Source organism: Pseudomonas sp. NFACC13-1 (assembly GCF_900104425.1).
GTDB lineage: Bacteria > Pseudomonadota > Gammaproteobacteria > Pseudomonadales > Pseudomonadaceae > Aquipseudomonas > Aquipseudomonas fluorescens_AA.
In genome coordinates, this window is record NZ_FMXV01000003.1 from 412,748 (window position 1) to 438,443 (window position 25,696).

General features: G+C 61.7%; 22 protein-coding genes. 5 read left to right on the forward strand and 17 right to left on the reverse strand.

The window, feature by feature from the left end; genetic code table 11:
• Positions 1–76: 76 nt before the first annotated feature.
• The 15 genes from BLQ55_RS06575 to BLQ55_RS06645 all read right to left on the reverse strand — a co-directional run bounded on the left by BLQ55_RS06575 (position 77) and on the right by BLQ55_RS06645 (position 19,100).
• Positions 77–1,642 (reverse strand): flagellar hook-associated protein 3, encoded by a 1,566-nt coding sequence (locus BLQ55_RS06575; protein ID WP_092204534.1) that lies wholly within the window; start codon positions 1,640–1,642, stop codon positions 77–79.
• A gap of 13 nt (positions 1,643–1,655) precedes the next feature.
• The gene (flgK, locus tag BLQ55_RS06580) at positions 1,656–3,722 is read right to left on the reverse strand and encodes a flagellar hook-associated protein FlgK (protein ID WP_092253002.1); all 2,067 of its coding nucleotides are present in this window, start codon (positions 3,720–3,722) and stop codon (positions 1,656–1,658) included.
• A 10-nt stretch (positions 3,723–3,732) separates the two neighbouring features.
• Positions 3,733–5,037: a flagellar assembly peptidoglycan hydrolase FlgJ gene (flgJ, locus tag BLQ55_RS06585; protein WP_092253004.1), complete on the reverse strand. Its 1,305-nt coding sequence runs from the start codon at positions 5,035–5,037 to the stop codon at positions 3,733–3,735.
• Positions 5,038–5,047: 10 nt separating this feature from the next.
• Positions 5,048–6,118, reverse strand: coding sequence for a flagellar basal body P-ring protein FlgI (locus BLQ55_RS06590; RefSeq protein ID WP_170847652.1), 1,071 nt, complete (start codon positions 6,116–6,118; stop codon positions 5,048–5,050).
• A gap of 45 nt (positions 6,119–6,163) precedes the next feature.
• Positions 6,164–6,859 carry a flagellar basal body L-ring protein FlgH gene (gene flgH, locus BLQ55_RS06595; protein WP_092204531.1) on the reverse strand — a complete coding sequence of 232 codons (696 nt, stop codon included), beginning with the start codon at positions 6,857–6,859 and terminating at the stop codon, positions 6,164–6,166.
• 70 nt (positions 6,860–6,929) lie between these two features.
• Positions 6,930–7,715, reverse strand: coding sequence for a flagellar basal-body rod protein FlgG (gene flgG, locus BLQ55_RS06600; protein WP_092204530.1), 786 nt, complete (start codon positions 7,713–7,715; stop codon positions 6,930–6,932).
• A gap of 49 nt (positions 7,716–7,764) precedes the next feature.
• Entirely contained in the window at positions 7,765–8,502 is a 738-nt protein-coding gene (locus tag BLQ55_RS06605) for a flagellar basal body rod protein FlgF (RefSeq protein WP_060738660.1), read from the reverse strand.
• A gap of 174 nt (positions 8,503–8,676) precedes the next feature.
• Positions 8,677–9,828: a dTDP-4-amino-4,6-dideoxygalactose transaminase gene (gene rffA / locus BLQ55_RS06610; RefSeq protein WP_092204529.1), complete on the reverse strand. Its 1,152-nt coding sequence runs from the start codon at positions 9,826–9,828 to the stop codon at positions 8,677–8,679.
• 51 nt (positions 9,829–9,879) lie between these two features.
• Positions 9,880–10,557, reverse strand: coding sequence for a metallophosphoesterase family protein (locus BLQ55_RS06615; RefSeq protein ID WP_092204528.1), 678 nt, complete (start codon positions 10,555–10,557; stop codon positions 9,880–9,882).
• Positions 10,538–11,515, reverse strand: a complete 978-nt coding sequence (locus BLQ55_RS06620; protein ID WP_092204527.1) for an ATP-grasp domain-containing protein — start codon at positions 11,513–11,515, stop codon at positions 10,538–10,540. Before BLQ55_RS06620 ends, BLQ55_RS06615 begins: the two co-directional genes overlap by 20 nt.
• The gene (locus tag BLQ55_RS06625; protein ID WP_092253006.1) at positions 11,512–12,360 is read right to left on the reverse strand and encodes an NAD-dependent epimerase/dehydratase family protein; all 849 of its coding nucleotides are present in this window, start codon (positions 12,358–12,360) and stop codon (positions 11,512–11,514) included. Before BLQ55_RS06625 ends, BLQ55_RS06620 begins: the two co-directional genes overlap by 4 nt.
• Positions 12,357–13,085: a class I SAM-dependent methyltransferase gene (locus BLQ55_RS06630; protein ID WP_092253008.1), complete on the reverse strand. Its 729-nt coding sequence runs from the start codon at positions 13,083–13,085 to the stop codon at positions 12,357–12,359. Before BLQ55_RS06630 ends, BLQ55_RS06625 begins: the two co-directional genes overlap by 4 nt.
• 45 nt (positions 13,086–13,130) lie before the next feature.
• A complete protein-coding gene (locus tag BLQ55_RS06635) occupies positions 13,131–16,667 on the reverse strand; it encodes a glycosyltransferase (RefSeq protein ID WP_092253010.1) in 3,537 nt (1,178 codons plus the stop codon).
• Positions 16,668–16,717: 50 nt separating this feature from the next.
• On the reverse strand, positions 16,718–17,419 hold the full coding sequence (locus tag BLQ55_RS06640; protein WP_092204523.1) for a WbqC family protein: 702 nt from the start codon (positions 17,417–17,419) through the stop codon (positions 16,718–16,720).
• A gap of 121 nt (positions 17,420–17,540) precedes the next feature.
• Complete coding sequence (locus BLQ55_RS06645) at positions 17,541–19,100, reverse strand: sigma-54-dependent transcriptional regulator (RefSeq protein WP_092253012.1); 1,560 nt, start codon at positions 19,098–19,100, stop codon at positions 17,541–17,543.
• A gap of 426 nt (positions 19,101–19,526) precedes the next feature.
• Between BLQ55_RS06645 and phhA the strand changes: the two genes are divergently transcribed.
• From phhA to BLQ55_RS06660, 3 genes are all read left to right on the forward strand, one after another.
• On the forward strand, positions 19,527–20,312 hold the full coding sequence (phhA, locus tag BLQ55_RS06650) for a phenylalanine 4-monooxygenase (RefSeq protein WP_092253014.1): 786 nt from the start codon (positions 19,527–19,529) through the stop codon (positions 20,310–20,312).
• A 99-nt stretch (positions 20,313–20,411) separates the two neighbouring features.
• Entirely contained in the window at positions 20,412–20,768 is a 357-nt protein-coding gene (locus tag BLQ55_RS06655) for a 4a-hydroxytetrahydrobiopterin dehydratase (protein ID WP_092253016.1), read from the forward strand.
• Positions 20,768–21,961, forward strand: coding sequence for an amino acid aminotransferase (locus tag BLQ55_RS06660; protein ID WP_092204521.1), 1,194 nt, complete (start codon positions 20,768–20,770; stop codon positions 21,959–21,961). The genes BLQ55_RS06655 and BLQ55_RS06660 overlap by 1 nt, the downstream gene beginning before the upstream one ends.
• 125 nt (positions 21,962–22,086) lie before the next feature.
• On the opposite strand, the gene BLQ55_RS06665 is transcribed toward BLQ55_RS06660, so the two are convergent.
• Positions 22,087–22,650, reverse strand: coding sequence for an NAD(P)H nitroreductase (locus tag BLQ55_RS06665; RefSeq protein WP_092204520.1), 564 nt, complete (start codon positions 22,648–22,650; stop codon positions 22,087–22,089).
• A gap of 119 nt (positions 22,651–22,769) precedes the next feature.
• Between BLQ55_RS06665 and BLQ55_RS06670 the strand changes: the two genes are divergently transcribed.
• Entirely contained in the window at positions 22,770–24,224 is a 1,455-nt protein-coding gene (locus BLQ55_RS06670; protein WP_060738671.1) for a TrkH family potassium uptake protein, read from the forward strand.
• Here BLQ55_RS06670 and BLQ55_RS06675 read toward each other — a convergent pair.
• Positions 24,181–25,242: an AraC family transcriptional regulator gene (locus tag BLQ55_RS06675; protein ID WP_092204519.1), complete on the reverse strand. Its 1,062-nt coding sequence runs from the start codon at positions 25,240–25,242 to the stop codon at positions 24,181–24,183. The two genes, BLQ55_RS06670 and BLQ55_RS06675, sit on opposite strands and share 44 nt — an antisense overlap.
• A 139-nt stretch (positions 25,243–25,381) precedes the next feature.
• On the opposite strand from BLQ55_RS06675, the gene BLQ55_RS06680 reads away from it, so the two are divergent.
• Positions 25,382–25,693 (forward strand): Mpo1-like protein, encoded by a 312-nt coding sequence (locus tag BLQ55_RS06680; protein ID WP_092204518.1) that lies wholly within the window; start codon positions 25,382–25,384, stop codon positions 25,691–25,693.
• The last annotated feature ends 3 nt before the right edge of the window (positions 25,694–25,696 follow it).

Below are 25,696 nucleotides of genomic sequence, written 5' to 3' on the forward strand. Positions count from 1 at the left end.
GGCGAGAGCAGGACGTCCTGAATCGTATAAAGGAACGGTCGGGGACCGCTTATAGCGTCACGGTCCCTGCCCTGGATCAGATTTTGTTGAACAATCCCAATTGCGTGATTTTGCTGAACGCCAACTGCGATGCCTGCAGCATCGTCTGCTGCAAGGTCAGGCGCGTCATCACTTCGGCCGGGTCGGAATCACGAATCGCCGACTGGGTCTGCGAGTTGGCGAGGACGAAGCTCTGATTGGTATCGCTCTGGGTATCGAGCGACTGGCCACGACCACCGACCGAACTCAATGCACTGGTCAACTGGTCAGTGCCGCTGGCCAGGTTACCGATAGCCGAAGCCAGTGACGCATTCAGTTTCTGGATGGCGATGTTGTCGCCATCGGCCGGCGTGTTCAAAGCAGTCCGCAACTGGTTCACGGTGTCCAGGACGTTCTGCGTCTCGTGGGTATTGACCGCGATGCTGAACTGATCGTTGGCGGCCGGGGCACCATTGAGGGTGAAACTCACGCCGGATGCGGTGGCGACGTTGCCTGCCAGGGTGCCGCTGGACACCGGCTTGCTGTCGGCGGTCAGTGGCGCGGCGTACAGGTCGAAGTCCGTGGCGCTGGTGAACTTCAGCACCGCCGCTCCCGTCGGGAAGCTGGCGTGGTAAGCCGTCGGATCGGTGATTGCGCTGCTGGTGATCTGGGTCGCGGTGGCGTTGCCCGGACTGCGGGCCGGCGTGAACGAGTCGGGTTTGGCAGCCAGGGTGAAGGTATGACCGGGCAAGATCGTGCCCGCAACGTCACCGGCATGAAGGTTGACGTTCAAGGTCAGGTCGACGCCGCGAAAGCTCACCGTCTGCCCGAGCTGGTTACTAGGCTCGATGACCCCGCCCTTGCTGGCTTCGGCGGTCACATCGTTGCCACCCGAGTCGGTGATTTTCAATTGGGTGCCGCTGACGAACTCCACTGTGTACGGCTCGCCACTGCGGAACTGGCTGTTGTAGCTCACGCTGGAGGAGACTTGGCCGTTGGTCAGCACCACGCGACCATCATCCACCGCTGGCGCAGTCATGGTGACCTGGGTGCGACTGGTGTTGACGGCCTGCTGGAATACTTCCCAGCCGGTGCTGTTGGTGGCCATCGACATGGTATCGCCGATCGGCAGGTCCAGGGTCACCTGGTCGCCGTTGTAGGTGTAGGTGCCGTCATCGTTACGAGTGAACGGTACGACATCGCCCTTCGATCCGGCAAAGATGTACTTACCGTTTTCATCCTTGGTGTTCATCAGGCTCAGCAACTGATCTTCGATCGACCCCAGTTCCGAGGCAACCGCTTTACGGTCCGCGTCGGTGTAGGCGGCGTTACCGGCACTGACGGCCAATTCCTTGGCGCGCTGCAGCACGTTGCCAATGCTGGTCATGACCGCTTCGGTGGTGCCCAGGGTCGCCTTGATGGTGGTGACGTTGGCTTCGTATTGGGAAAGCATCGAAGCCTGGTTGCCCAACTGCAGCAGGCGCGAAGCGCCCACTGGATCATCCGCGGCGGTGTTCACGCGCACCAGGCTGCTGGCTTCCTCGCTGGTCTTGACCACCTTGGCGAAGTTTTTCTGGTAGTTCGCAGCCGTGCTTTCGTAGAACTGAGAGGTGGAAATGCGCATGGGCTACGGCTCCTTAAAGACTGTTGATCAATGTGCTGAAGATTTGTTGCGCAGCCTTGATGATCTGCGAGGACGCGGTGTAGTACTGCTGGAACTTGACCAGGTTGCCGGTTTCTTCATCCAGGTCCACGCCCGACAGCGAATCGCGAGCGGTCTTGGCGTTGTCCAGGATCGCCCCAGTGGCGGCGCTGTCGAGCTTGCCCTGGGCGGCCTTGGCGCCGACGCCTTCCACCAGCTTGCCGTAGGCATCGTTCAGGGAAATACCCTTGCTACTGGAGCCGGTGTCGACGGTCTTGGCGGTCTGCAGACCGGCCAGGACAGTACCGTTGCGGTTATCCAGGCTGCCGGCCTGGCTGAGGCTGACATTGATCGAGGCGCCGTTGGATGGGGCACCGGCAATGGACATGTCGAACGTGACGGTGCGTTGTACCGGCGGCACGGACGAATCCATGATCGGATTGCCACTGGCGTCCTTGAGCGGAACACTCAGGCTCAAGGTGTTGCTTTCGCCGGGCTTGATCGTGCCATTGCTGATCTGGACACCTTTGGCATCGAGCAATTGATAAGCCTGGCTGGTGCCATCGGCGGACGTCGCGCCGAACACCACCTTGACCGGCATGGAGTTCTTGATGCCGTTCTGGATGATGGTCGTGGTGGCTGCGTCGTAGATGTCCAGCTTGGTGGTCATGCTCGGCTGGCCGCTGGCCGGGATGGTCAGCGTGCCGCTGCCCCCTGGCACGATGGCGGCGCCCAACGGCGCGGCAATCGCCAGCCGCTTGGAGTCGGTCATCTCGGTCTTGATGTTGGCCGCCGCGTCGCGGGTCGGGGTGAGCTTGAACGAGTCGCCGGCGGCTGCGGTGCCGTTGGCGAACGTCATCGAAAAACCGTCGATCACCGGCGGTGGCGTGGTCGCGGTGTTGAACGCGCCCATCGAGGTGCCGTCGGGCAGGCGCTGGACGGTGTAGTCCGTGCCGCTGGTGAACGTCACCTTGTAGTCGTTGGTGGTCAGCTTGCCGGAGTCTTTGATGGCGATGTTGAAGTTGCCGGAACCGGCGCTGTTGTTCAACGACGCAACGCTGCGCTGGCTGACCTGCGTGGCGCTGTTGATGTTAGTGAACAGGTTGGAGCCGAAGGCCCCGTTCATGTCGATGCCCGAGGCCTGGACGCTGTTCATCTGGTCGGCAACCACCAGGGCCACGCGCCCCAGCTCGTTCATGGCCGGGTCGAGCACGGTACTGCGGTAGCGCATCAGGCCACCGATCTCGCCGCCGGTGAGCACCGACGTCAGGTCCATGGAGCTGGAACCGCTGTTGAGCTGGATGCCCATGCGCCCCGGATCGTTCTTGTCCGGCACCGCTTCCAGGGTATTGACGATGTTGCCCATTACCAACGGCTGACCGGAGCCCAGGTAGATGTCCAGGCTGCTGCCGTTCTCGACAACCTGTGTGCCGGTGAAGGTCGACAGTTGGCGAATGGTTTCGCTGCGTGCATCGAGCAGGTCGTTGGGGGCGCCGCCGGCATTGGAGACTTCGGCGATTTTCTTGTTCAACTGCGCAACGGTGGCCGCCAGGTTATTGACCTGGTCGACCATGTTCGACAGGTTGCCGTTGATGTTCTGGCTCTGCTCCGTCAACTGGTTGGAAATCGAATTGAAACGGTTGCTCAAGGCCTGGGCATCGCTGAGCAGCAACTGCCGGGATGCATCGTCACCCGGCTTGGCGTTGACGTTCTGCACCGAGGCGAAAAACTTGGTCAGGGCGCCGTTGAGGCCGGTGCCGCTGTCCGACAGCAGGGAGTCGAGCGGAGTGATCTGCCCTTGGTAGGCCGCCGCGTCGCTGTTGAGCGACGTGGTGGTTTTCAGTTGTGCTTCAAGGAAGGCGTTGTACACCCGGCGCACATCGGCCAGGGTCGTGCCGGAACCAATGAACACGTTGCCGTACTGGTTCGAGGCCTTGGTGGTCTGCACGGTCTGCTGACGCGAATACCCTGCGGTATCGACGTTGGCAATGTTGTTACCCGTGGTCACCAAGGCAGTCTGGCTTGCTGACAGACCCGACATCCCTATATTGAGCAAACTCATGGTTCAGACCTTATAAAGTCGTGGTGGCGCCTGCAGAAGCGTAGTTTTGGTAACTCGTCATCTGCCGGGCTATGTTCGAAATCTTGCTGGCGTAGTGCGGGTCGGTGGCGTAACCGGCCTTCTGCAACTCGCGTACAAACTGTTCGGGGTTATCGGCCGACTTCAGCACATCTTGATAGCGACTGTTGCTTTGCAGCAGGTTGACCAAGTCATGGAAACTGTCGCGATACGAGGCGTAGGAACGGAACTCGGCCGTCTCCTTGACCATCGCGCCATTGCGGAATTCGCTGGTGATCGCCCGTGCCGAATCGCCCTTCCAGTTGGCGCTGGCCTTGATGCCGAACAGGTTGTGGCTACTGCTGCCATCGGGCTGGCGCATCACCGATTTGCCCCAACCGGTTTCCAGGGCGGCCTGGGCCACCAGGTAGCGTGGATCGACACCGATGCGGTCGGCGGCTTCCTTGGCCATTGGCAGCATGGCGTTGACGAATTCATCGGCATCGCGGAAGGCCTTGCGCGCCGGTGCCAGCGGTGGCTGGGCCACGGCGCGACCATAGACCTGCATGTCCCCTTTCGGCTCGGCAGCCTTGAGCGCGGCCAGCCAGTCGCCATTGGCCAGTTCGCCGGTGGTCGGCTTGACGGCGGCGACGGCGCGATCCGGCAGCAGGTTCTGCGCAGGGACATCGGCATTGGCCGAGGCCGACGGCACCAGCCCGGCGAGCAGGCGGTCAGCCAGTTTCGGCGGCAGGGCCAGGCGACGCTGGTTGAGCAGTTCCATGTCGTTGCGGTGGACGCCCTCGGCGCCTTGCGGCGCACTCACGGCCCGCGAAGCCCATAACGGACGCTGGCCATTGGTGCGCGACAACGGACCGTCGGCGGGCAAGGTCCCGGCCGCCACCGGCGTCGGGACCGGCGCCTTGGCGACCTTGTCCAAGGCCTCTTGCTGCTTGGCCGCCGACAAGGTCGCCGCCTCACCGGGCGCCAGTGGCTTGTTCTTCGACATCTGGCGCAGCAGCACATCGGCCAGGCCGATCCCGCCGCCTTCGCGGGACATGGAAACGGCCAATTGCTGGTCGTACATTTCCTGGTATTGCTTGGCTTCCGGCGTGTTCAACGGGTTGTCCTTGCCCAAGGCCTCGGTGGCCGAACGCATGGACTTGAGCATTTCGCCGAGGAACAGCGATTCGAATTCCTGCGCCACTTTACGCAGGTTGCCGTCGCTGTTCTTGTCGCCGACCTTGAGCTGGTTCAGGCGATTCAAGTCCGAGTAGGAACCCGAATCCCCGCTGATCAAAGCGCCCTTGCGCATATCCATGACTCGCCCCTCAAATCACGATCAGGTCGGCTTGCAACGCGCCGGCCTGCTTCAAGGCTTCGAGAATGGCCATCAAGTCGCCCGGCGCCGCGCCGACCTGGTTCACCGCCCGGACGATTTCATCCAGGGTCGTGCCCGGGCCGAACTTGAACATCGGCTTGGCTTCCTGCTCGGCATTGACCCGCGAACGCGGGACCACAGCGGTCTGGCCGTTGGACAATGGCCCTGGCTGGCTGACAATCGGATCTTCGGTGATGGTCACGGTCAGGCTGCCGTGGGTCACGGCGGCCGGGGAAACCTTGACGTTCTGGCCGATGACGATCGTGCCGGTGCGCGAATTGATGATGACTTTCGCCACCGCCTGGCCCGGATCGACCTCGAGGTTCTCCAGGATCGACAGATAGTCGACACGCTGGCTCGGATCCAGCGGCGCGGTGACACGGATCGAGCCGCCGTCGATGGCCTGGGCCACGCCTGGGCCAAGCATGTCGTTGATCTTGTCGACGATGCGCTTGGCGGTGGTGAAGTCGGAGCGGTTGAGGTTCAGCGTCAGGCTGTTGCCCTGGTTGAAACCGCTCGGCACCGCACGTTCCACCGACGCACCGCCGGGGATGCGACCGGCCGACGGAACGTTGACGGTGATCTTCGAACCGTCGCGCCCCTCGGCATCGAAACCGCCCACCACCAGGTTGCCCTGGGCGATGGCGTAGACGTTGCCGTCGATACCCTTGAGCGGCGTCAGCAACAACGTACCGCCACGCAGGCTCTTGGAGTTACCGATGGACGAAACGGTGATATCCACTTGCTGGCCGGGCTTGGCGAACGCCGGCAAGTCGGCACTGACCGACACCGCCGCGACGTTTTTCAACTGTACGTTGCCGGAACCGGCCGGCACCTTGATGCCGAACTGCGACAACATGTTGTTGAAGGTCTGCAGGGTGAACGGGGTCTGGGTGGTCTGGTCACCGGTGCCGTTCAGGCCCACGACCAGGCCGTAGCCGATCAACTGGTTGGAACGCACGCCGGAAATGCTGGCGATGTCCTTCAAACGCTCGGCCTGAGCGCTAAAGGCTGCGGACATCACCAGGGCACCGATCAACAGCTGCTTAAGATTCAACTGGGCCACCTAGAAAGGGAACTTCGGGCTGAGGAAGAAACGGTCGAACCAGCCTGGCTGGCTCGCATCGGCAAAGGCACCGGTGCCCGAATAGGTGATGCGCGCATCGGCCACACGGGTGGACGAAACGGTGTTGTCGGTGGCGATGTCGTCGGCGCGAACCATGCCGGCGATGCGCACCAGTTCGTCACCGGTGTTGAGGGTCAGCCACTTCTCGCCGCGTACGACAATGATGCCGTTGGGCAGCACATCGGCGACGGTCACGGTAATCGAGCCGGTCAGGCTGTTGCTCTGGCCGGACTTGCTGTCGCCCTTGGTGGCCCGGTCGGCGTTGTAACCGGCGTTGAGGCTCAGGTCGTTGCTGCCAATCGGGTTGTTGGTGGTCAGGCTGGAGCCGAACAACGACGTCAGGCCGACGCTGGTATTACTGGTCTTGTCCATTTGCGAGTTGGCGTTCTTGCTGGCCTGCGTCCGCTCGTTCAGGGTAATGGTGATGATGTCACCGACCCGGAAGGCCTTGCGGTCGCCGTACAGGTTCTGCTCGAAGCCGGCCTGGTAGATCGAGCCATTGTTGGCGGCGGCAGGCAACGGCGTGCGCGGCAACACCGGAGCGTAGTACGGGTCATTGGGCCTGGGCGTCGGCGCGACACAGCCCGCCAGCGCGGTGACCCCACTCAGTGCCAGAACAGATACGAAGCGTTTCATGACCCTACCTCTTGGTGTTGCAGGCGACCTCAGGCCGCCCTGTCTGCGTAATTACCGATGTGCGACGTGATTACAGGTTCTGCGTCACGAAGGAGAGCATCTGGTCGGCGGTGGAGATCACCTTGGAGTTCATCTCGTAGGCACGCTGGGTGGTGATCATGTTGACCATTTCCTCGACGGTGCTCACGTTGGACGTTTCCAGGGTGTTCTGCAGCGTGGTGCCGAAACCGTTCAGGCCCGGGGTGCCGATTTGTGGCGCGCCACTGGCGGCGGTTTCCAGGAACAGGTTGTTGCCCACCGCTTGCAGGCCGGCCGGGTTGATGAAGTCGGCGGTCTGCAGGTTGCCGATCACCTGGGCGGCCGGGTTGCCCGCCACGGTGATGGACACAGTGCCGTCACGGCCCACGGTAAAGGTCTGGGCATCGTTCGGAATGATGACCGCCGGCTCCAGGGCGAAGCCGCTGGCGTTGACAATCTGACCGTTGGAGTCGAGGTGGAACGTACCGTCACGGGTGTAGGACGTGGTGCCGTCCGGCTGCAGGATCTGGAAGAAACCGCGACCGTCGATGGCCATGTCCAGCGGCTGCTCGGTGGTCTGCAGGCTGCCGGCGTTGAAGTTTTTCTGGGTGCCGACAATGCGTACACCCGTACCCACTTGCAGGCCCGACGGCAATTCGCTGTCTTGGGTCGACTGGGCGCCAGGCTGGCGTTTTACCTGATACAGCAGGTCCTGGAACTCGGCGCGATCACGTTTGAAACCCGTGGTCGAAACGTTCGCCAGGTTGTTGGAAATGGTCGTCAGGTTGGTGTCCTGGGCGGACAGACCTGTTTTGGCAACCCATAGAGCCGGAAGCATTCGATTCTCCTCGTACGCCTGTTTTTCGGCGCAGCGCTGTAATTAATGATTAGATCTGCAAGACCCGAGCCATGGCTTCATCGCCTTCTTTGGCGGTGTTCATCATCTTGACGTGGAGCTCGAACTGCTTGGCCAGGGCCAGCACCGAAGTCATTTCATCCACGGCGTTGACGTTGCTCGCCTCCTGGAAACCCGACACCAACTGCACGTTGGCATCGATGGGCGCCGGCTGGCCGTCCTTGGTCCGGATCGAGCCGTCCAGGCCCTTGGTCATGTTCTTGAGGTCCGGGTTGACCAGCTTGATGCGGTCCACTTCAGCCATCACCCGCGGGCCTTCACCCATGGCGCGAATGCTGATGGTGCCGTCCTGGCCGATTTCGATTTTCTGTTCCGGCGGCACGGCGATCGGACCGCCATTGCCCATCACCGGCATGCCGTTGCCGGCCCGCAGTACGCCCAGGGCATCGACATTGAGGCTACCGGTGCGCACGTAGCTTTCACCGCCGTCGGGGTTCTGCACAGCCATCCAGCCCGGCCCGCTCACCGCGACGTCGAGGTCACGACCGGTTTCCACCAGCGCGCCCGGGGTGAAGTCAGTAGCGGGACGCTCGGACAGGGCAAAGGCCCGCGCCGGAAAGCTGTCACCGAATACAGGCATCGAGCGCGCCTGCTCCAGGTCTTTCTGAAAACCATTGGTGGAGATGTTCGCCAGGTTGTTGGCATGGGCCCGTTGCGCCAGTGCGTTCTGGCTGGCGCCGGTCATTGCCACATAAAGGTACTTGTCCACTGTCGTTCCTCTGCATGCCGGACGTTTGCCGTCCACTGCTGTGTTGCACAGCCTGAAGCAATTTGCAGACCAACTTTTTTCTGGCGGGCCCAGGCCCTGGAAACAAAGGGCTCTGGGGGTTCAGATGACATCGTTCAGCTGAGTCGAAGTCGAAAAACCGGCGGTGTTATGCCGCTAAGTGGCAAGGGCTGCCAAAGCGCCGCCGAGCACATCGACCACCCGGTCTTGTTGATCCTTGGAGAGACCGAGCCACATCGGTAAACGCAACAGCCGCTCGGAATAACCATCGGTGATTTCCATTGAGCCATGCACACGCCCATAACGCGCGCCACCGGGGGATGAATGCAGCGGCACGTAATGGAAGACCGCATAGATGGCATGGCTCTTGAGCGCCTCGAGAACAACCTGGCGCTCCATACCAGGGGCCAGGAGCACGTAGTACATGTGCGCATTGTGCTGGCAATTTTCAGGAACGATCGGACGACGCAGCAACCCTTGCCGCTCAAGCCCCGCCAAAGCGGCATGGTAATGCTCCCAGATCGCCAGGCGGCGCTGGGTGATGGCTTGCGCCTCTTCCAACTGGGCCCAAAGAAAGGCCGCAGTCATTTCCCCGGGCAAAAACGAGGAGCCCACTTCTTGCCAGGTGTATTTGTCCACCTCGCCCCTGAAGAATCGACTGCGATCGGTACCTTTTTCCCGAATGATCTCGGCTCGCAGCGCCATTGCCGGGTCATTGGCCAGCAAAGCGCCGCCCTCCCCCGAAATCACGTTCTTGGTTTCGTGAAAACTGAAGGCTCCAAGGTCTCCGATGCTGCCCAAGGCCCGGCCCTTATAGGTAGACATCACCCCTTGCGCGGCGTCTTCGACCACCGCCAGCCCATGCTGACGTGCAATGGCCACGATAGTGTCCATCTCGCAGGCCACACCGGCGTAATGGACGGGCACGATGGCCTTGGTCCGTGACGTGATCGCCGCCTCGATCAGGCGCTCGTCCAGGTTCAAGGTGTCGGGACGTATATCGACGAAAACCGGCACCGCGCCACGCAGCACAAAGGCGTTGGCCGTGGACACGAAGGTATAGGAAGGCAGGATGACTTCGTCGCCGGGCTGGATATCCAGCAGCAAGGCCGCCATTTCCAGCGCGGCGGTACAGGAGTGGGTGAGCAATGCCTTATTGCAACCCGTGTGGGATTCCAGCCAGCGGTGACACTGCTTGGTGAACGGACCATCACCGGCGAGCATGTTGCCGAACTTGGCCTGGGCAATGTAATCCAGTTCCTTGCCAGTCATGTACGGGCGGTTGAAGAGTATCGTTTCTTGGCTCATTGCAAACTTCCCAGGGTGGGCATGGTCATGGGCGACGCACAGCACAACACTTCAAACCGCACTGATCCGCCCGCCTATCTGACTGCCGATATCAAGATTTTCATAGAAGTACGGGGTGAACCCGGCCTCCTTCATTGCCTGTTGGGTCTCACTTCTATCGTATTCAACCCGATGCAGGTTGAAGACCTCGCCGTCCCAGGTCGCGAAACCCGCCCGGGGATCACCATCACGTGGCTGGCCGACTGAACCGGGGTTGCAATAGGTCTTGCCTTCACCGCTCCACAGGTACTGGACATGGGTATGGCCTGACGCGAAATACCGGCCAGGCAACGGGGCGAAATACGCCTGCGAGGGTCGTACGTATTCATCCAACGGATCGTTCCAGCCCCCATGGACAATGCTCAATTCATCCTGGGTCGAGCGCTCCGGGAGCGATCCCAGCCAGGCCAGGTTCTGCGAAGTGATGACGCCCTGTTGATAGTCCAGGCAGGCATTGGCGCTATTGGAACGAGGGCAGCGTTCATTCCTGGCCAGGTACCAATCATGGTTGCCCATCACGGAGAAGATGTTTCGCTCGCGCAGGGCCTCGCAACACTCGTTGACTTGGCTGTAGTAACCGGCCGTGTCACCCAGGCAGATAATCCGCGACACACCCAGCCCATCGAGTTTGGCAAGCACTGTTCGAAGGGCGCTGTAATTGCCATGGACGTCAGAAATGATCCCGATCATAGACAATGAAATCCTCTATAAAACGAACAGCGAAACCACTGCGAAGGGTCGGCGGGGCCGGTGTCTTGCCGTCGAGATAATAGGCCAGGCACATCGCCGCCTCGTTGTAGCCAAATGCGCGACGTATCGAACTGGTCGAGGAGATTCGCGGATTGATCTCAAGCAGGCTCCATTCGCCATCGGAGCCCCGCCGGAACTGCAAGTTGGTCGGCCCGACCGGTTTGAAAGCGCGGCACAACCTGGTGACCGTCTCGTCCAGCGAATCATCCTGATACACCCAGGCCTTGGCGGTAGACCCGTCCGAGGCCAACTTGCGCTGGAAGGCGATGATCGGACCGGTGTCGCCACCGCTATCGCCGAACGCCGCCACAGTGAATTCGTCGGCCGCGCTGCCAATGATGGGCTGCGCCATGAGGTGATCACCGAGCAGGGCCGCGTGCGGCGTAAAGTCGCGCTCCTCGCGAACCCAGACCAGCCCTTTGGAAGCGTAGCTTCGGCGCGGCTTGAGCAGAAAAGGCAGGCCCAAGGCCGCCTTGAGCGAGTGAAAGTCCCCCGACAGCAGGCTGGGAATACGGCTGGCATCCCCCAGCGCCACCAGCGCCTGGTCCATTGCCCATTTGTCCTTGGAAAGGTCGATCAAGTGCTGGTTGTTGAGCACGACCTGACAATCGAATGTCGCCAACAACGCTCGGTTGTCCGACAGCCAATGGACGTCCTGTTCGATCCCGGGAATCAACAGATCGACCTCGTGCCTGGACAGCGTGTCGCCCAGCCACTGGCCGTACCCCGGGTCAGCGGTCAAAGGGGCCTGCACGAATACATCGCTCCAGCCGCGACCGACAGCATCGTCGTAGATATCGGTGCCGACGAGCCGAACAGAAGGGTCCGCCGCACGCAGCGACTTGAGCAGGCCGTAGCCCATGATGGCCCCTACACCCGTCACCATGACAGTCTTCATGACAGACGCTCCCGGTGCGCTCTCATCAGCCCAAAGCCCCGGCGGACGTCTATTCGCGGGACGAAACCTATTCGCTCGTACAACTCATGGCCGCAGTCGAAGGGGGGCAGATCGGGAATATCGTTTTTTTCTGGCAGGAAGCGGACATCCAGCGGCTTGCCAAATGCCTCGAACGCAGCCTGGGCAATCTCGGAAAGACGAGGGCTTTCGGGATGACCGCAGTTGTACAGACCAGTAACCCCCTGCTCTGCCAGCCGTGCGCAGACCTCGGCAAGGTCACTCAGATGCAAGTAGTTGCGCCTGGCGTCGTTGCTGCCATACAGCTCGACGGTTCGCCCCGCCTGCGCCTTGTCGGCGATGGCGTACAACAGCGGTTGGTGAGGCCTGCACTGCTCGCCGTCGTCGTAGACCTGACTGATGCGCAGCACGCTCAGTGCCATGCCGCGCTCTTGGCAATACAGGCTCGCCACTTCCTCTGCATGGCGCTTGGACAGCGAGTAGATGCCGAAGTAGGGATCTGTCGCCTGGTCGCAGGCCGAACGCGACGACAACAAAATGAAATGACGCGCCCCGCATTGTTCGGCCAGGCGGCAGGCAACCAACGTACCGACACTGTTGACCCGTTCGGCGCGGACCAGGTCATCCGGCTCACGCCCGCCAAAATCGGCAGCGGCCAGCACCACGATGTCGAAGCGCTCATCGAGAGCAACGGGCTCCGGGCCGCTCAAGTCAAAGGTAATATTGGCCTCCCTGCGCCCCGCCAACTTGACCTGGCCATAGCGCGACAACGCCTGGGCGACAGCTTTGCCAATGACCGAAGTACTGCCGATTACCAGGCTTTTCATGACTGGGGGACTGTCGCTTCAAGCATCAGCGCGCAACTGAGCTCTGGGTAATCGATACCTACGGTGCACATGGCCTGGACGATGTCTGCACCCAAGTTCAATGCCTTCAATTGTCCGGTGGTGAATGGCTTGAGGAACACGCCTTCCTTACGCACCACCTCGAGTCCGGCGGCTTCCAGCTCGGCGCTCAGGGTCTGGACCGAGTAGCTGCGCACGTGACCCAGTTCCAGATCACCACGCCCCAGCGCCATCATGTCGTCAAGCAGTCCGGCAGCATGACCGAACCGCCGATGCAGAGACTCGCCATTGGGAACCAGCACGAAGCAACGTCCACCCGGCGCTAGAAAGCGCTTGAACCTTTGCAGTACGGTCTGTGGATCTTCGACATGCTCCAGGACAAACCCCATCACGATGAGATCGAAGCGCTTGTCGGTGTCGAATGTCTCGAAGTAACTTTCGACGATCTCGGCCGTGTTGTCCGGGTACTGGGCCTTGAACTGGGCGATCACCGAGGCAGAGCCATCGATGACCGTGTGCTCACTGAAGAACTGCGAGAAGCGGTGGGTGCTGAAACCATGGCCCACACCCAGCTCCAGCAGGCTTTGCGCTTGGGTGCATAGCGCCATGATGCGCTGGGGATACCAATTGAGAATGATGTTGTTGTCATACGCATAGCCAAAGCTGTCGCTGTAGGCTGCGATGAAAGTATCCAGATCGCTACTCATGTCACATGCACTCCGCTGGGCGGCCAAAGTAATAATTAATACGCATCAATCGGCCAACCAGGCCCGTCGCCAGGCGTCCAGGCGCTCACCCTCGAGCAGCCATTGCGCCCGCACGGTCGACTGCAAGGCGTCCCCCAGCGCCGCGGAGGCCTCACGGTCTTCCAGGTGCAAGCGAATCGCCCGGATCCAGTCTTGCGCCTCATTGCTCACCCGTGACAGCGGCAATGCCTCGCCGCCGACAAAACCCGGCACCCGGCTGCAGATGACCGGATGGCCGCAAGCGGCATGCTGCAGGACGCGCAGGTCGCCAGAACAGGCATTACCCAGGTTTTCCGCCATGGGTACCAGCGCAAGATCCAGATTCAATGCGGCCAGGGCCGCTGCCAACTGCTGCTGCGCGATACCTGGGTGCAGCTCCTTCAGAAAAGGCTGCAGTGACGCGGGGCAGTCGCCCAGCACCACCCAGTCTACTTCGCCCGCGAATGCGGGCAGCACGTCGGCCAGCAGTTGAGTATCCTTGCCGCCCAGCCAGCCCAGGCGCGGTTTGGTCCCCATGCGTCGCTTGCTCTGCACACGCCCCCAGGCGGCCGGCAGCAAGGTTTCCAGCACACGGATGTCGGGGTGCTGGCCCTGCAACAGTTCGGCCAGCGCCGGCGTGGGGACCAGTACCCGATCAGCCTGCATCATCCCGAACCGCAGGCGCTCCAGCAGCTCATCGGCAGCGTAATCCCCCTTCAGCTCCATCTGCGGCAAATAACCGTCCAGCTCGTAGACGGTGAACGCCTTGGAAAACGTCCTCAGGCGGTTCAGAGCCAGTAGCCCGGCGTCGTCCAGCGGGCGCTGCAACACCACGGTGGTCGGCGCCAGGCGCTCGAACTCCACCGGCGACAGCAAACTCGAAACAGCCGCGCCTTCGATTTGCCCCGCCTCAAGCAATGTGCTGAACGGCTGAACCAGCCGCGAATAAGCCCCCGCCTGCTGGTCGGTGACACAAACCAGCACCCTTGGCACGCTGCCTTGCAGCGGATACCAGCACAGGTCGGTGTTTTCCCGGGCAAAACCCTCGCCGGCGCGCAGCGAAAAGTTGGCATTGTAGGCAGGGTCACGGGCCAACTGTGGCAACCAGCGCGCGAGCAAGGCATCCTCCTGCTCGCGACTCGCACGGGTGTCTGCCACCGGGTTCATCAATAGTCGAGCGTAAGGCGTCCAGACGTTCAGGTAACCGGCCTGCTGCAGCTTCAGACACAGGTCGACATGGGTCCAGGGCGCCAGCAGCGGATCGGTGTCGAAGCCATCGGCCTCAAGGAAAAGCCCTCGCCGCAGCATCAGGCATTCAGCGCCCACTGCGGAGCAGTTCTGCTCGAGCCCCAGTCGCCCCATGTAACCCGCTGCCTGAGATGGCAAACCCTCAAAAGCCCGACCGACGGTGGCGCCCAATCCCAACACAAGGCCCGCCTGGCGTATGCGACCCTGGCTATCCTGCAACTTGCCTCCCACCGCGCCGACTTCCGGGCGCTGGGCGTGATTGAGCAACGCGTGTATCCACCCCGGCTCAAGCACAGCGCTTTGCGCATCGAGCCAGAGCAGATACTCGCCCCGCGCCTCCTGCGCTGCCGCATTGCACATGGCCGCACGAGACTGTCCCGGCATGAAACGCAACACCTGGAAACGGCCCTCGCCCATTTCCTCCACCAGCCCCAGCCACTCCAGCAATGCGGGCTCGTCGTTGCCCGGTTCTATCAGCAAGACCTCGAAGTCCACCGCGTCAGTTTGCGTCAGCAGGCTTTCCAGGCAACGCTGGAAATTCGCCAGCTGTCCTTCCAGGTAAATCAGAATACTGACCGAGGCCTGCCGCTCATGGCCATAGTCGATACGATAGCGGCCCGGCTCCACTGCAATCGCTCGCGCCTGACCGTAGCCACGCGCTTGCAGGTGCGCATCAATGACCGCACGCTCATCGGCGCATTCCGACTGCCGCACCTCGTTGGCGATCAACAGGGGTTCGCTGACATGACCCACACTCGCCACGCCCAGCTCGCTGATCAGGCGCAGTTGGTAGGCCAATTCGAAGGCCCCACCACAGGCATCGTCAAACCCGCACAGGCGCACCAGCGCCTCGCGACGGTACATCCAGTGGCAGGAAAGGCTGGCCGGAAACGCCAACAGCAAATCCAGATTCAGGTCGGGCCGCAAGGAGAGGTCGATCACCCCCCCAATGCGCAGCGCCTCGTCGGCGTACACCGCCAGGCAACTGTCAGGCGCTTCGAGCAGATTCAGTGCCGTCACCAGCAGCCCTGCGGCAGTGAATTCCTCCCCAGCCTCCACCAACATGAACCAATCGCTCCGCACGCCCTCGAGCAAACCATTGATCGCTGCGACCGGTTGCTTCGAATCACATGCCAGCCACTGAACGTTGGCACGTCCCGGGTCAGTGTCCCCCATCACGCACACATGAATGCGCTGGTACAACTGTCGATCCAGGCTGTCGAGGGTGTGGGCCAGCGCCAAGGGATTGCCGGCATCACGGACCAGGACAGTGAAGGCAGGCGCCGCCGAGTTCGCCAACCGCTCATCGATCAGACGCAGTTGTTGCGCCAAGGGGTAGCGCTGGCGCAACCAGTCGAGCACACCCAGACGGTTGCCGACCGCCTCGCGCACGGCAGTCGCCTGGGTTTTGGCAATAAATACGTCCAACTGCTGCCAGAAAGACGCAGTACGCTCAACGTAACGCGGCAGGGCATCGCCAAGGCTTGCCCGCGCATGTTCCAACGGGTCCGGCTGATCGAGCATGGCAAAGCCGACACTGCCGAAGAAACTGGTGTCGAGCAGCGGCTGGTCGACGCCATGTCCCGGAATGAAAATCACCGGGCATCCACACAGCACTGCCATGACGCAGGTCATCGACCACTCATAGCTGTACATCACCTCTGCATTGCGCAGCAGCTCGGCCAGCTCAGGCAGGGCCAGCGGATTAGCCATGCTTAGCAGGCGGATATCCGCGGGTAGCAGCGAGTAGTCGATCTGATCCAAGGGGTGGCGGTTCTGGTAGAGATAGCTCCCCTTGCGCACGGCTCCAGCGCCCACCGTCGAGAACATTTCGACATCGATGGCCGGCAGGCACAACAGGTCACCGTCAGGGTCACCACGGTGCTCGGCGAGCCTGGCTGCGTAATAGAAAAGCAAGTCGGTGGGCGCGGCGTCCATGCCATTTCCCGTGAGAAACCCCTCGAAATTCAGTAGGAAACGCGCCACGACCGAACAGTTGAGTGGATTACCAGGGAACACCTCGGGATAAACCGCGATCGGCACCTTGCCCGCTGCAGCATGGCGCTGCCTGATCGTCGAATTGAGCAGCGGCGTCTTGAGTTCCGGATTGACCACTTCGGTGCCGCAGATGTAGGCCTCACGACCACTGAGATTGAGCATATGGCAGAGATAGTGCAGCGAGACGACGCCCGACGACGACTCACGGTATGCGGGCGCCAGGAAATAGTAGGGGTGTTCGGGTTTGGCATACATCAACCGCAGACGCGCCAACGCTTGTTCGAGCGAGTAAGCGTCCAACTGCGCAAGGTTCGACATCGGGTGCAATCTCCAAATCAAATCAAAAGGGTGTCACTGGCAAGGCCCGCTCAGGCAGCCCTTTTCTTCAGAAAAGCCGATGCATCCGCGCCGGTATTGAACAGCAGGTCGATCACACTGACCGCATGCTGGAAGTCGCCGTACACCTGCCGATACTCGGGATAGCCGGCATAACTCATGTACGACACCGCGATCCCGTTGGCGGCGAATGCCGCTTCATCGAGGTAGTGACTGGCCGCGGGTCCAGAGAGGTATTCGTTGGCCCCGAGGGCCTGGCATAGATGGATCAAGCGTTCATTCTTGCCCTCTACTCCTCCCAGGTCCTCGGAACGGTAAAGCGGCGTGTGGATATCCAGCAGCGGGCACAAGCCGGCAATGAACAGGTGGTTGATCGCGCTTAGGTGGGTGAGGTCGGCGGCTTGCTCGTAGAGCGTGCGAATCGGCGTTTCCATCTGGGCGAAACAGGGTGCGCGCCGGTAGCTCTGCTCAATCGTCTTCCAGTGCGCGGCGGCCCAATCCGGACTGCTGACCTGGACTTCATTGATCAACTGGCCAAGACGCCCCTTCTTCTTGACCGCAATACTCAGCCAATGCTCACCCTGGGCAGTCTTGATCTTGTTGCGGTTGCGCCAGTCACTCCGGGTGTACTGGACATCGTCATACAGGATGAACGCGTCGACGCTGCGGATCAGATCGAAATAGCCCTTCCAGGGAATGTAATTCGACTGCACCACCGCTATCTTCTTTTGCATCCTGAACCTCACATACGCAGCGGGAATCGGGGCTCTGCCCTGTCAAAAAATCGCCACCAAATATGAATATGCGTGGACAGGTCTGGATGTAGCAAATCCCATACCAGCGAAACAAAGCCCGCTACGGCTCGGTCTTGCCTACCTCGTACTCCCGCAATTTATTGGCGATGGTGGTATGGGAAACCCCCAGCCGCTTGCCCAATTGCCGGCTGCTCGGGTGCTCGGAGTACAACCGCTCCAGCACGGCCTTCTCGAAGCGTCCGACGATGTCGTCCAACCCACCTTCAAGGGAAAAATCGCCAAGGGGCTGACGCACGCCGTAGTCCGGCAGACGGATATGCTCGGCCTTCACCGTTCCGCCGTCGCACAGGGAAACGGCCTGGAACAGCACGTTTTCCAACTGTCGGACATTGCCCGGCCAGTGGTAGTGACTCAGTCGGTCCATCGCCGCCGAGGCCAGTTTGGGCAGTGCACAACCGATCTGGCGGCTGGCCTGGTCGAGGAAATGCTCCACCAACGGCGCCAGGCCATCGAGGCATTCGCGCAGGGGGGGGATGTGCAAGGAAAGCACGTTCAAGCGGTGGTACAAATCCTGACGGAATTCGCCCCGGGCACAGAGTTCGGACAAATCCACCTGTGTCGCGCAGATCACCCTCACGTCCAGGTACACCTCTTCGTCGCTGCCGACACGGCGGAAGCAACCGTCCTGCAGGAAGCGCAGCAATTTCACTTGCAGGCGCGGGCTCATCTCCCCGACCCCGTCGAGGAACAGCGTTCCCCCCGCAGTCAGCTCCAGCAGGCCGAGCTTGCCTTCGGCCCGGGCACCTTCGAAAGCGCCCGGCCCGTAGCCGAACAGTTCGGTCTCGGCCATGGACTCGGGCAGCCCGGCGCAGTTGAGGGCCATCAATGGCGATTGCCCGCGCGGGCTCGCCAGGTGACAGGCGCGAGCCAGCAGTTCCTTGCCAGTGCCGGTTTCGCCTTCTATCAATAGCGGCGCGTCCAGCGGGGCCATGCGCCGGGCCTCGCGGACCACCGCCGCCATCACTTTCGAACTCTGGAAAATACTGTCGAAGCCGCGCAACTCCTGCTTGCGCACGTTATAGATCCGCTCGCCCACCCGGTCGGCCCGGTGCAGCGTCAGCACCGCACCGGCCATGGCCTCGCTGTCGTCGTGTTCCGATTGCAGTGGCGCAATGTCCGCCAGAAACACATCGCCCTTGACCTTGACCCGCAGGCCATTGATGCGCGACTGGTTGGCGCGTACCAGTTCCGGCAAGTCGAAATCCTCGGCGTAGCGGGACAGCGGAATGCCCGGCACCTCGTCGACACGCACCCCGAGCAACTGCGCCGCCGCCCGGTTGGCCGCGACGATGGAGCCCCCCATATCGATGGACAGCACCGGAAATTCCAAGGCGCCGAGCAAGGCGTTGAGTTCCATGTGCCGACGCTCGCTGGGCATCAGTCCTACGCGCTTGACACCAAACACCCCGGCGATGCCCTCGAATTTCGGACGCAGCGCTTGGAACTGGATGTTGATCAGGTTTGGGCAGTGCAGGTAGATCGCGTTGCCATGCTCACCACCGACCTCCCCTCGGGCGACGTTGATGCCGTATTCCACCAACAAGTTGAGGATGTCTCGCAAGATGCCGATGCGGTTCTGGCAATGGACTTTGATGCGCATGGAAAGGCCCGGGTGCGTATGAGATAGAAAAAGCGCGCCATGTAGGAGCTGCCGAGCGAAGCGAGGCTGCGATCTTTCACCTGCCGCTTGAATCTCAAGTGAAAGATTAAAAGATCGCAGCCTTCGGCAGCTCCTACAACGCGCCCCAGCGGGAGCAAGCCCCCTCGCCACAGAGGTTTTCGGCGTGGCAAGGTAAATAATCGTCAAGATTATGTGACAGATGTAGGCAGTTTCCCACCTGAAAATGCCGGAAAGATCGTATCGCCAGCCAACTCGTAACGAAAATTTTACGAATCAACCCGTCGTTCGCCCAATCCATCCTCGCCAAGCCGATGCGCACACCGCCGCTTCGCGCTATCTCTATTGCATCGCTGGACATAACAACAAACACATCATCCCCCTGAGGGAAATCAGCAGGAGAGCAGCATGAAGCAGACGCAGTACGTGGCTCGCGAGCCCGATGCGCAAGGTTTTATCCACTACAGCGCTGAAGAACACGCGGTGTGGAACACGCTGATCACCCGCCAGCTGAAAGTCATCGAAGGCCGCGCGTGCCAGGAATACCTGGATGGCATCGACAAGCTGGGCCTGCCCCACGACCGTATCCCGCAACTGGACGAAATCAACAAGGTGCTGGGCCAGACCACGGGCTGGCAAGTCGCCCGGGTGCCTGCGCTGATTCCCTTCCAGACCTTCTTCGAATTGCTCGCCAGCAAACAGTTTCCTGTAGCGACCTTTATTCGCACCCGGGAAGAGTTGGATTACCTGCAGGAGCCGGACATTTTCCACGAGATCTTCGGCCACTGCCCGCTGCTGACCAACCCTTGGTTTGCGGAATTTACCCACACCTACGGCAAACTCGGCCTACAGGCGTCCAAGGAAGAACGGGTTTACCTGGCGCGCCTGTATTGGATGACCATCGAGTTCGGCTTGGTGCAGACCCCGCAAGGCCGGCGCATCTACGGCGGCGGCATCCTGTCTTCGCCCAAGGAGACCGTGTACTGCCTGTCGGACGAGCCGGAACACCAGGCCTTCGATCCGCTGGAAGCCATGCGCACCCCGTATCGCATCGACATCCTGCAACCGGTGTATTTCGTGCTGCCCGAACTCAAGCGCCTGTTCGACCTGGCTCACGAAGACATCATGGGCATGGTCAAGCGCGGCCGGGAGCTGGGCTTGCATGCCCCGAAATTCCCACCAAAAGCGGCGTGAACCGCCTCTTTTAATCCCAATTGAGTCTGTTGCACGACGCCGCTTTGCTTTAGCGTGGGTGCATCGACGTTTTCCAAATATTCGATCCAGGAACACACCATGAATACTCTGAACCAAGCCCATTGCGAAGCCTGCCGCGCCGATGCCCCGCAAGTGAGCGACGAAGAACTGCCAGTGCTGATCAAGCAGATCCCCGACTGGAACATCGAAGTGCGCGACGGCGTCATGCAGCTGGAAAAAGTTTTCCTGTTCAAGAACTTCAAGCACGCCGTGGCGTTCACCAACGCCGTCGGCGAGATCTCCGAGGCTGAAGGCCACCACCCAGGCCTGCTCACCGAATGGGGCAAAGTCACCGTGACCTGGTGGAGCCACTCCATCAAGGGCCTGCACCGCAACGATTTCATCATGGCCGCCCGCACCGATGACGTGGCCAAGACCGCCGAGGGCCGCAAGTAATGCATTTCGATGCCATCGGCCGGGTCCCCGGCGACCCGATCCTCGGCCTGATGGAGGCCTACGGGGCGGACAGCAACCCGAGCAAGTTCGACTTGGGCGTGGGTGTCTACAAGGACGCCCAGGGCCTGACACCGATTCTTGAGTCGGTGAAGCGGGCCGAGCAGCGACTGGTGGAACGCCAGACCACCAAGACCTACATCGGCGGTCATGGCGACGCCGCGTTCGGCCAACTGATCAATGAGCTGGTGCTGGGGGCCGATTCGCCGCTGATCAGCGAAAAACGTGCTGGCGCCACCCAGACCCCGGGCGGCACCGGTGCCCTGCGCCTGAGCGCCGACTTCATCGCCCAGTGCCTGCCGGGCCGTGGCGTATGGCTGAGCAACCCGACCTGGCCGATCCACGAAACCATTTTCGCCGCGGCCGGGGTCAAGGCCAGTCATTACCCGTACGTGGGCGCCGATAATCGCCTGGATTTCGAGGCGATGCTGGCGACCTTGAACCAGGCGCCCAAAGGCGATGTGGTGCTGCTGCATGCCTGCTGCCACAACCCCACCGGGTTCGACCTGTCCCATGAGCAATGGCGCCAGGTGCTGGAGGTGGTGCGCAGCCGCGACCTGCTGCCGCTGATCGACTTCGCCTACCAGGGCTTTGGCGATGGCTTGGAGCAGGACGCCTGGGCGGTCCGGTTGTTTGCCCAGGCCCTGCCGGAAGTGCTGGTCACCAGTTCCTGTTCGAAGAACTTCGGCCTGTACCGCGACCGTACCGGGGCGTTGATCGTCTGCGCCCGGGATGGCGAGAAGCTGGTGGACGTCCGCAGCCAACTGGCAAACATCGCCCGCAACCTCTGGTCGACACCGCCGGACCACGGCGCGGCCGTCGTGGCGACCATCCTCGGCGACCCGGAACTCAAAAGCCTGTGGGCCGATGAAGTCCAGGCCATGCGCCTGCGCATCGCGCAATTGCGCAGCGGTTTGCTGGAAGCCCTCGAACCCCATGGCTTGCGCGAGCGCTTCGCCCATATCGGCGTGCAACGCGGGATGTTTTCCTACACTGGCCTGACGCCGGTACAGGTCAAGCACCTGCGCGAGCGCCACAGTGTCTACATGGTCGGCACCGGCCGGGCCAACGTGGCCGGCATCGACGCCACGCGCCTGGACCTGCTGGCTGAAGCGATTGCCGATGCGTGCAGATAACACCTGTGGCGAGGGAGCTTGCTCCCGGTCCCTGTAGGAGCTGGCGAAGCCTGCGATCTTTTGACCTTCCGCTTGAGACTCAAGTGTCCGAAAAAGGATCGCAGCCTCGCTTCGCTCGGCAGCTCCTACGAGCCCGTCCACTCCCGGACAAACTGCCCGAGATCTTCCTGCGGCGCGGTGCGCGCTTCTTTCTGCGGTGTGCCCAGGTAGAGGAAACCGATCACCTCTTCTCCCTCTTCAAGGCCAAGCCCCCTGGCCACATGCGGCGAATACGCCAGCTCACCGGTACGCCACACCCCACCCACCCCTTGGGCATATGCAGCCAGCAAGATGCCATGGGCCGCGCAGCCGGCCGCCAGCAGCTGCTCGGATTTCGGGACTTTGAAATGGTCCTGCAGACGGGCAATCACCACCACGACCAGCGGTGCGCGCAATGGGCCGTTGAGGGCTTTTTCCACGACGGCTTCGGGGACGAGCGGGTCATTGAACTTCGCCGCCTCGGCCAGCAGTTCGCCCATGCGATACCGCGCCTGCCCCTCGACCGTCAGAAAGCGCCATGGCCGCAACTGGCCGTGATCCGGCGCCCGCATGGCTGCGGCGAACATGACCTCGCGCTGTTCCGGCGTGGGTGCCGGCTCCACCAGGCGCGGGACGGAAACACGGTTGAGCAAAGCGTCGAGAGCCTGCATCGGCCACCTCCTGAAAAAATGTTTGGCTATTCTAGCGGGAAGCGCCGCCGGCTGCCGGTTTACATGCCGCTTGTCGCGGGTAGAATGGCGCCCTTCCCTTTACAGCCTGAGCGGACTTCATGGCGTTGCCGACCCTGCGGATCATTGGTTTCATCATCGGCATCTTCCTGATCACCCTGGCGATCTTCATGGTCGTGCCCATGGCCACCCTGTTGGTCTTCGAGCGCACCCGCGACCTGCCGTCGTTCCTCTGGTCGAGCATGATTACCTTCGTCGCCGGCCTGGCACTGGTGCTTCCCGGGCGCCCGGAACACATCCACCTGCGTCCGCGGGACATGTACCTGCTGACCGTCAGCAGCTGGCTGGTGGTGTGTATCTTCGCCGCCCTGCCCTTCCTGCTGACCCAGCACATCAGCTATACGGATTCGTTCTTCGAAAGCATGTCGGGCATCACCGCCACCGGCGCCACCGTCCTGAGCGGCCTGGACACCATGTCCCCGGGCATCCTGATGTGGCGCTCGCTGCTGCACTGGCTCGGCGGTATCGGCTTCATCGGCATGGCGGTGGCGATCCTGCCGCTGCTGCGCATCGGGGGCATGCGGCTGTTCCAGACCGAGTCGTCGGACCGCTCGGAAAAAGTCATGCCCCGCTCCCACATGGTGGCGCGGCTGATCGTGGCGTCCTACGTGGGCATCACCATCCTCGGCACCCTGGCGCTCTGGTGGGCCGGGATGAGCCTGTTCGATGCCATCAACCATTCGATGTCGGCGATCTCCACCGGCGGTTTCTCCACCTCGGACCTGTCCCTGGCCAAATGGACCCAGCCGGCGGTGCACTGGGTCGCCATCGTCATCATGATCCTCGGCAGCCTGCCGTTTGCCCTGTATGTCTCGACGCTGCGAGGCAATCGCCGGGCGCTGATCAAGGACCAGCAGGTCCAAGGGCTCATCGGCGTGCTGCTGGTGACCTGGCTGGTACTCGGCACCTGGTATTGGGCGACCACCGACCTGCATTGGCTGGACGCGCTGCGGCACGTGGCGCTGAACGTGACGTCCATCGTCACGACCACCGGCTTCGCCCTGGGCGACTACAGCCTGTGGGGCAACTTCTCATTGATGCTGTTCTTCTACCTGGGGTTCGTCGGCGGCTGTTCGGGCTCGACGGCTGGCGGGATCAAGATTTTCCGCTTCCAGGTCGCCTACATCCTGCTTCGGGCCAACCTCAACCAACTGATCCACCCCCGTGCGGTGATCAAGCAGAAGTACAACGGTCATCGCCTCGATGAAGAAATCGTCCGCTCGATCCTCACGTTCTCGTTCTTCTTCGCCATCACCATTTGCGTGATCGCCCTGCTGCTGTCGCTGCTGGGCGTGGAGTGGATGACGGCCCTGACCGGCGCGGCCAGTACCGTGTCCGGTGTCGGCCCGGGGCTGGGGGAAACCATCGGGCCGGCCGGCAACTTCGCACCGCTGCCGGACGCGGCCAAGTGGATTCTGTCCGGCGGCATGCTGCTGGGCCGGTTGGAGATCATCACGGTATTCGTGCTGTGTATCCCGGCGTTCTGGCGCCACTGACCGGTTCAGGCTGGCTCGTCAAGCGCGCCCGGTATTCGCCGGGCGTGGTGTCGAACCAGCGGCGAAAGGCCCGGAAAAAATTGCTCGGGTCGGCGAACCCCAGCAGATAGGCGATTTCCAGCAGCGTCATGCCTGGCTGCGCCAGGTACTGCTCGGCCAGTTCACGACGGGTGTCTTCGAGCAGGCTCTGGAAACTGGTGCCCTCTTCCTGCAAGCGGCGCTGCAAGGTGCGCTGCGACAGGTGCAACGCCTGCGCCACCACGTCTCGCTTGGGTTCTCCCTGGGGCAACAGCCGACACAATACTTGTCGCGCCTTGTGGGTCACGCGGCTTTCCGAAAAACGCGCGAGGTACTCCCCGGCAAACCGGTCGTGAAGCTGTGCCATGGCTTCGTTGGCCGTCGGCAGCGGCGCCTCCATGTCGGCCCGCTCAAAGATCAGCGCGTCATAAGGCGCGCCAAACACCAGTGGCGCGGGGAAGGCTCGGTGATAAGGCGCCAGGTCCAACGGTTCCGCGCCCTGGAGCAACACCTTCACCGGGTGCAGGGTGCGCCCGGTCAACCAACTGCACAGGGCCAGCGCACACGCCAGGGACGCTTCGGCACTTTGACGGGTCGGGGGCAGATGGTCGCCATGCACCGTGAGGATCAGCCCGTAGCCTTCCTCCAACTGGCGAAAACTCAAATCGGCGCTTTCGGCAATGATCCGCTGGTAACGCACCAGCCGCTGGAAACCCTCCACCAGGGTGCGACTGGACATCAAGGCGTAGCCAACCACATGGAACGAGGCCGGGCGCACCACCTTGCCCATGTTCAAGCCAATGGCTGGGTTACCCGACAACTCCACGGCCCGTTGCCAGAGCCGGGTCATCGAGTCCTGGGGGAAACGCGCATCCGGATCGTCCAGCGCATCGAAGTCCAACCCCAGTTGCTTGAACAGCACCCGACAATTCAGGCCGTCCATTTCCAACGCCTTGACAATCCCCATCGCCCAGCTTGAAGAAGTGGTTCGTTCGCTCATGACGTTTTACTTGCATGACGAGCCGCAGGGTACGGCTGGATTTGCGAAGGATACTAAAGTGGCGCTGATTGTCACTGGCCGTAGCGATTGATGGCTCTAGACTTCAAGTATCAGAACAATAACCACAGAGCCAGCCGTCGTGGAAAACGCTAAACGATTCAATAGTTTCGCCGAGTTCTACCCGCATTACCTCAGCGAACACAGCAACAGCACCTGCCGGCGACTGCATTTCATCGGCACCTCCCTGGTCATCCTGGTGCTCGCCCTCGCTCTGGTCATGGGTAACGGGTGGCTGTGGCTCGCCCTGCCCGTGGCCGGTTACGGCTTCGCCTGGGTCGGGCACTTCTTCTTCGAAAAGAACCGTCCCGCCACCTTCCAGCATCCGCTCTACAGCCTGCTCGGCGATTTCGTCATGTACCGCGACATGCTGCTGGGCAAGGTCGCGTTCTAATGA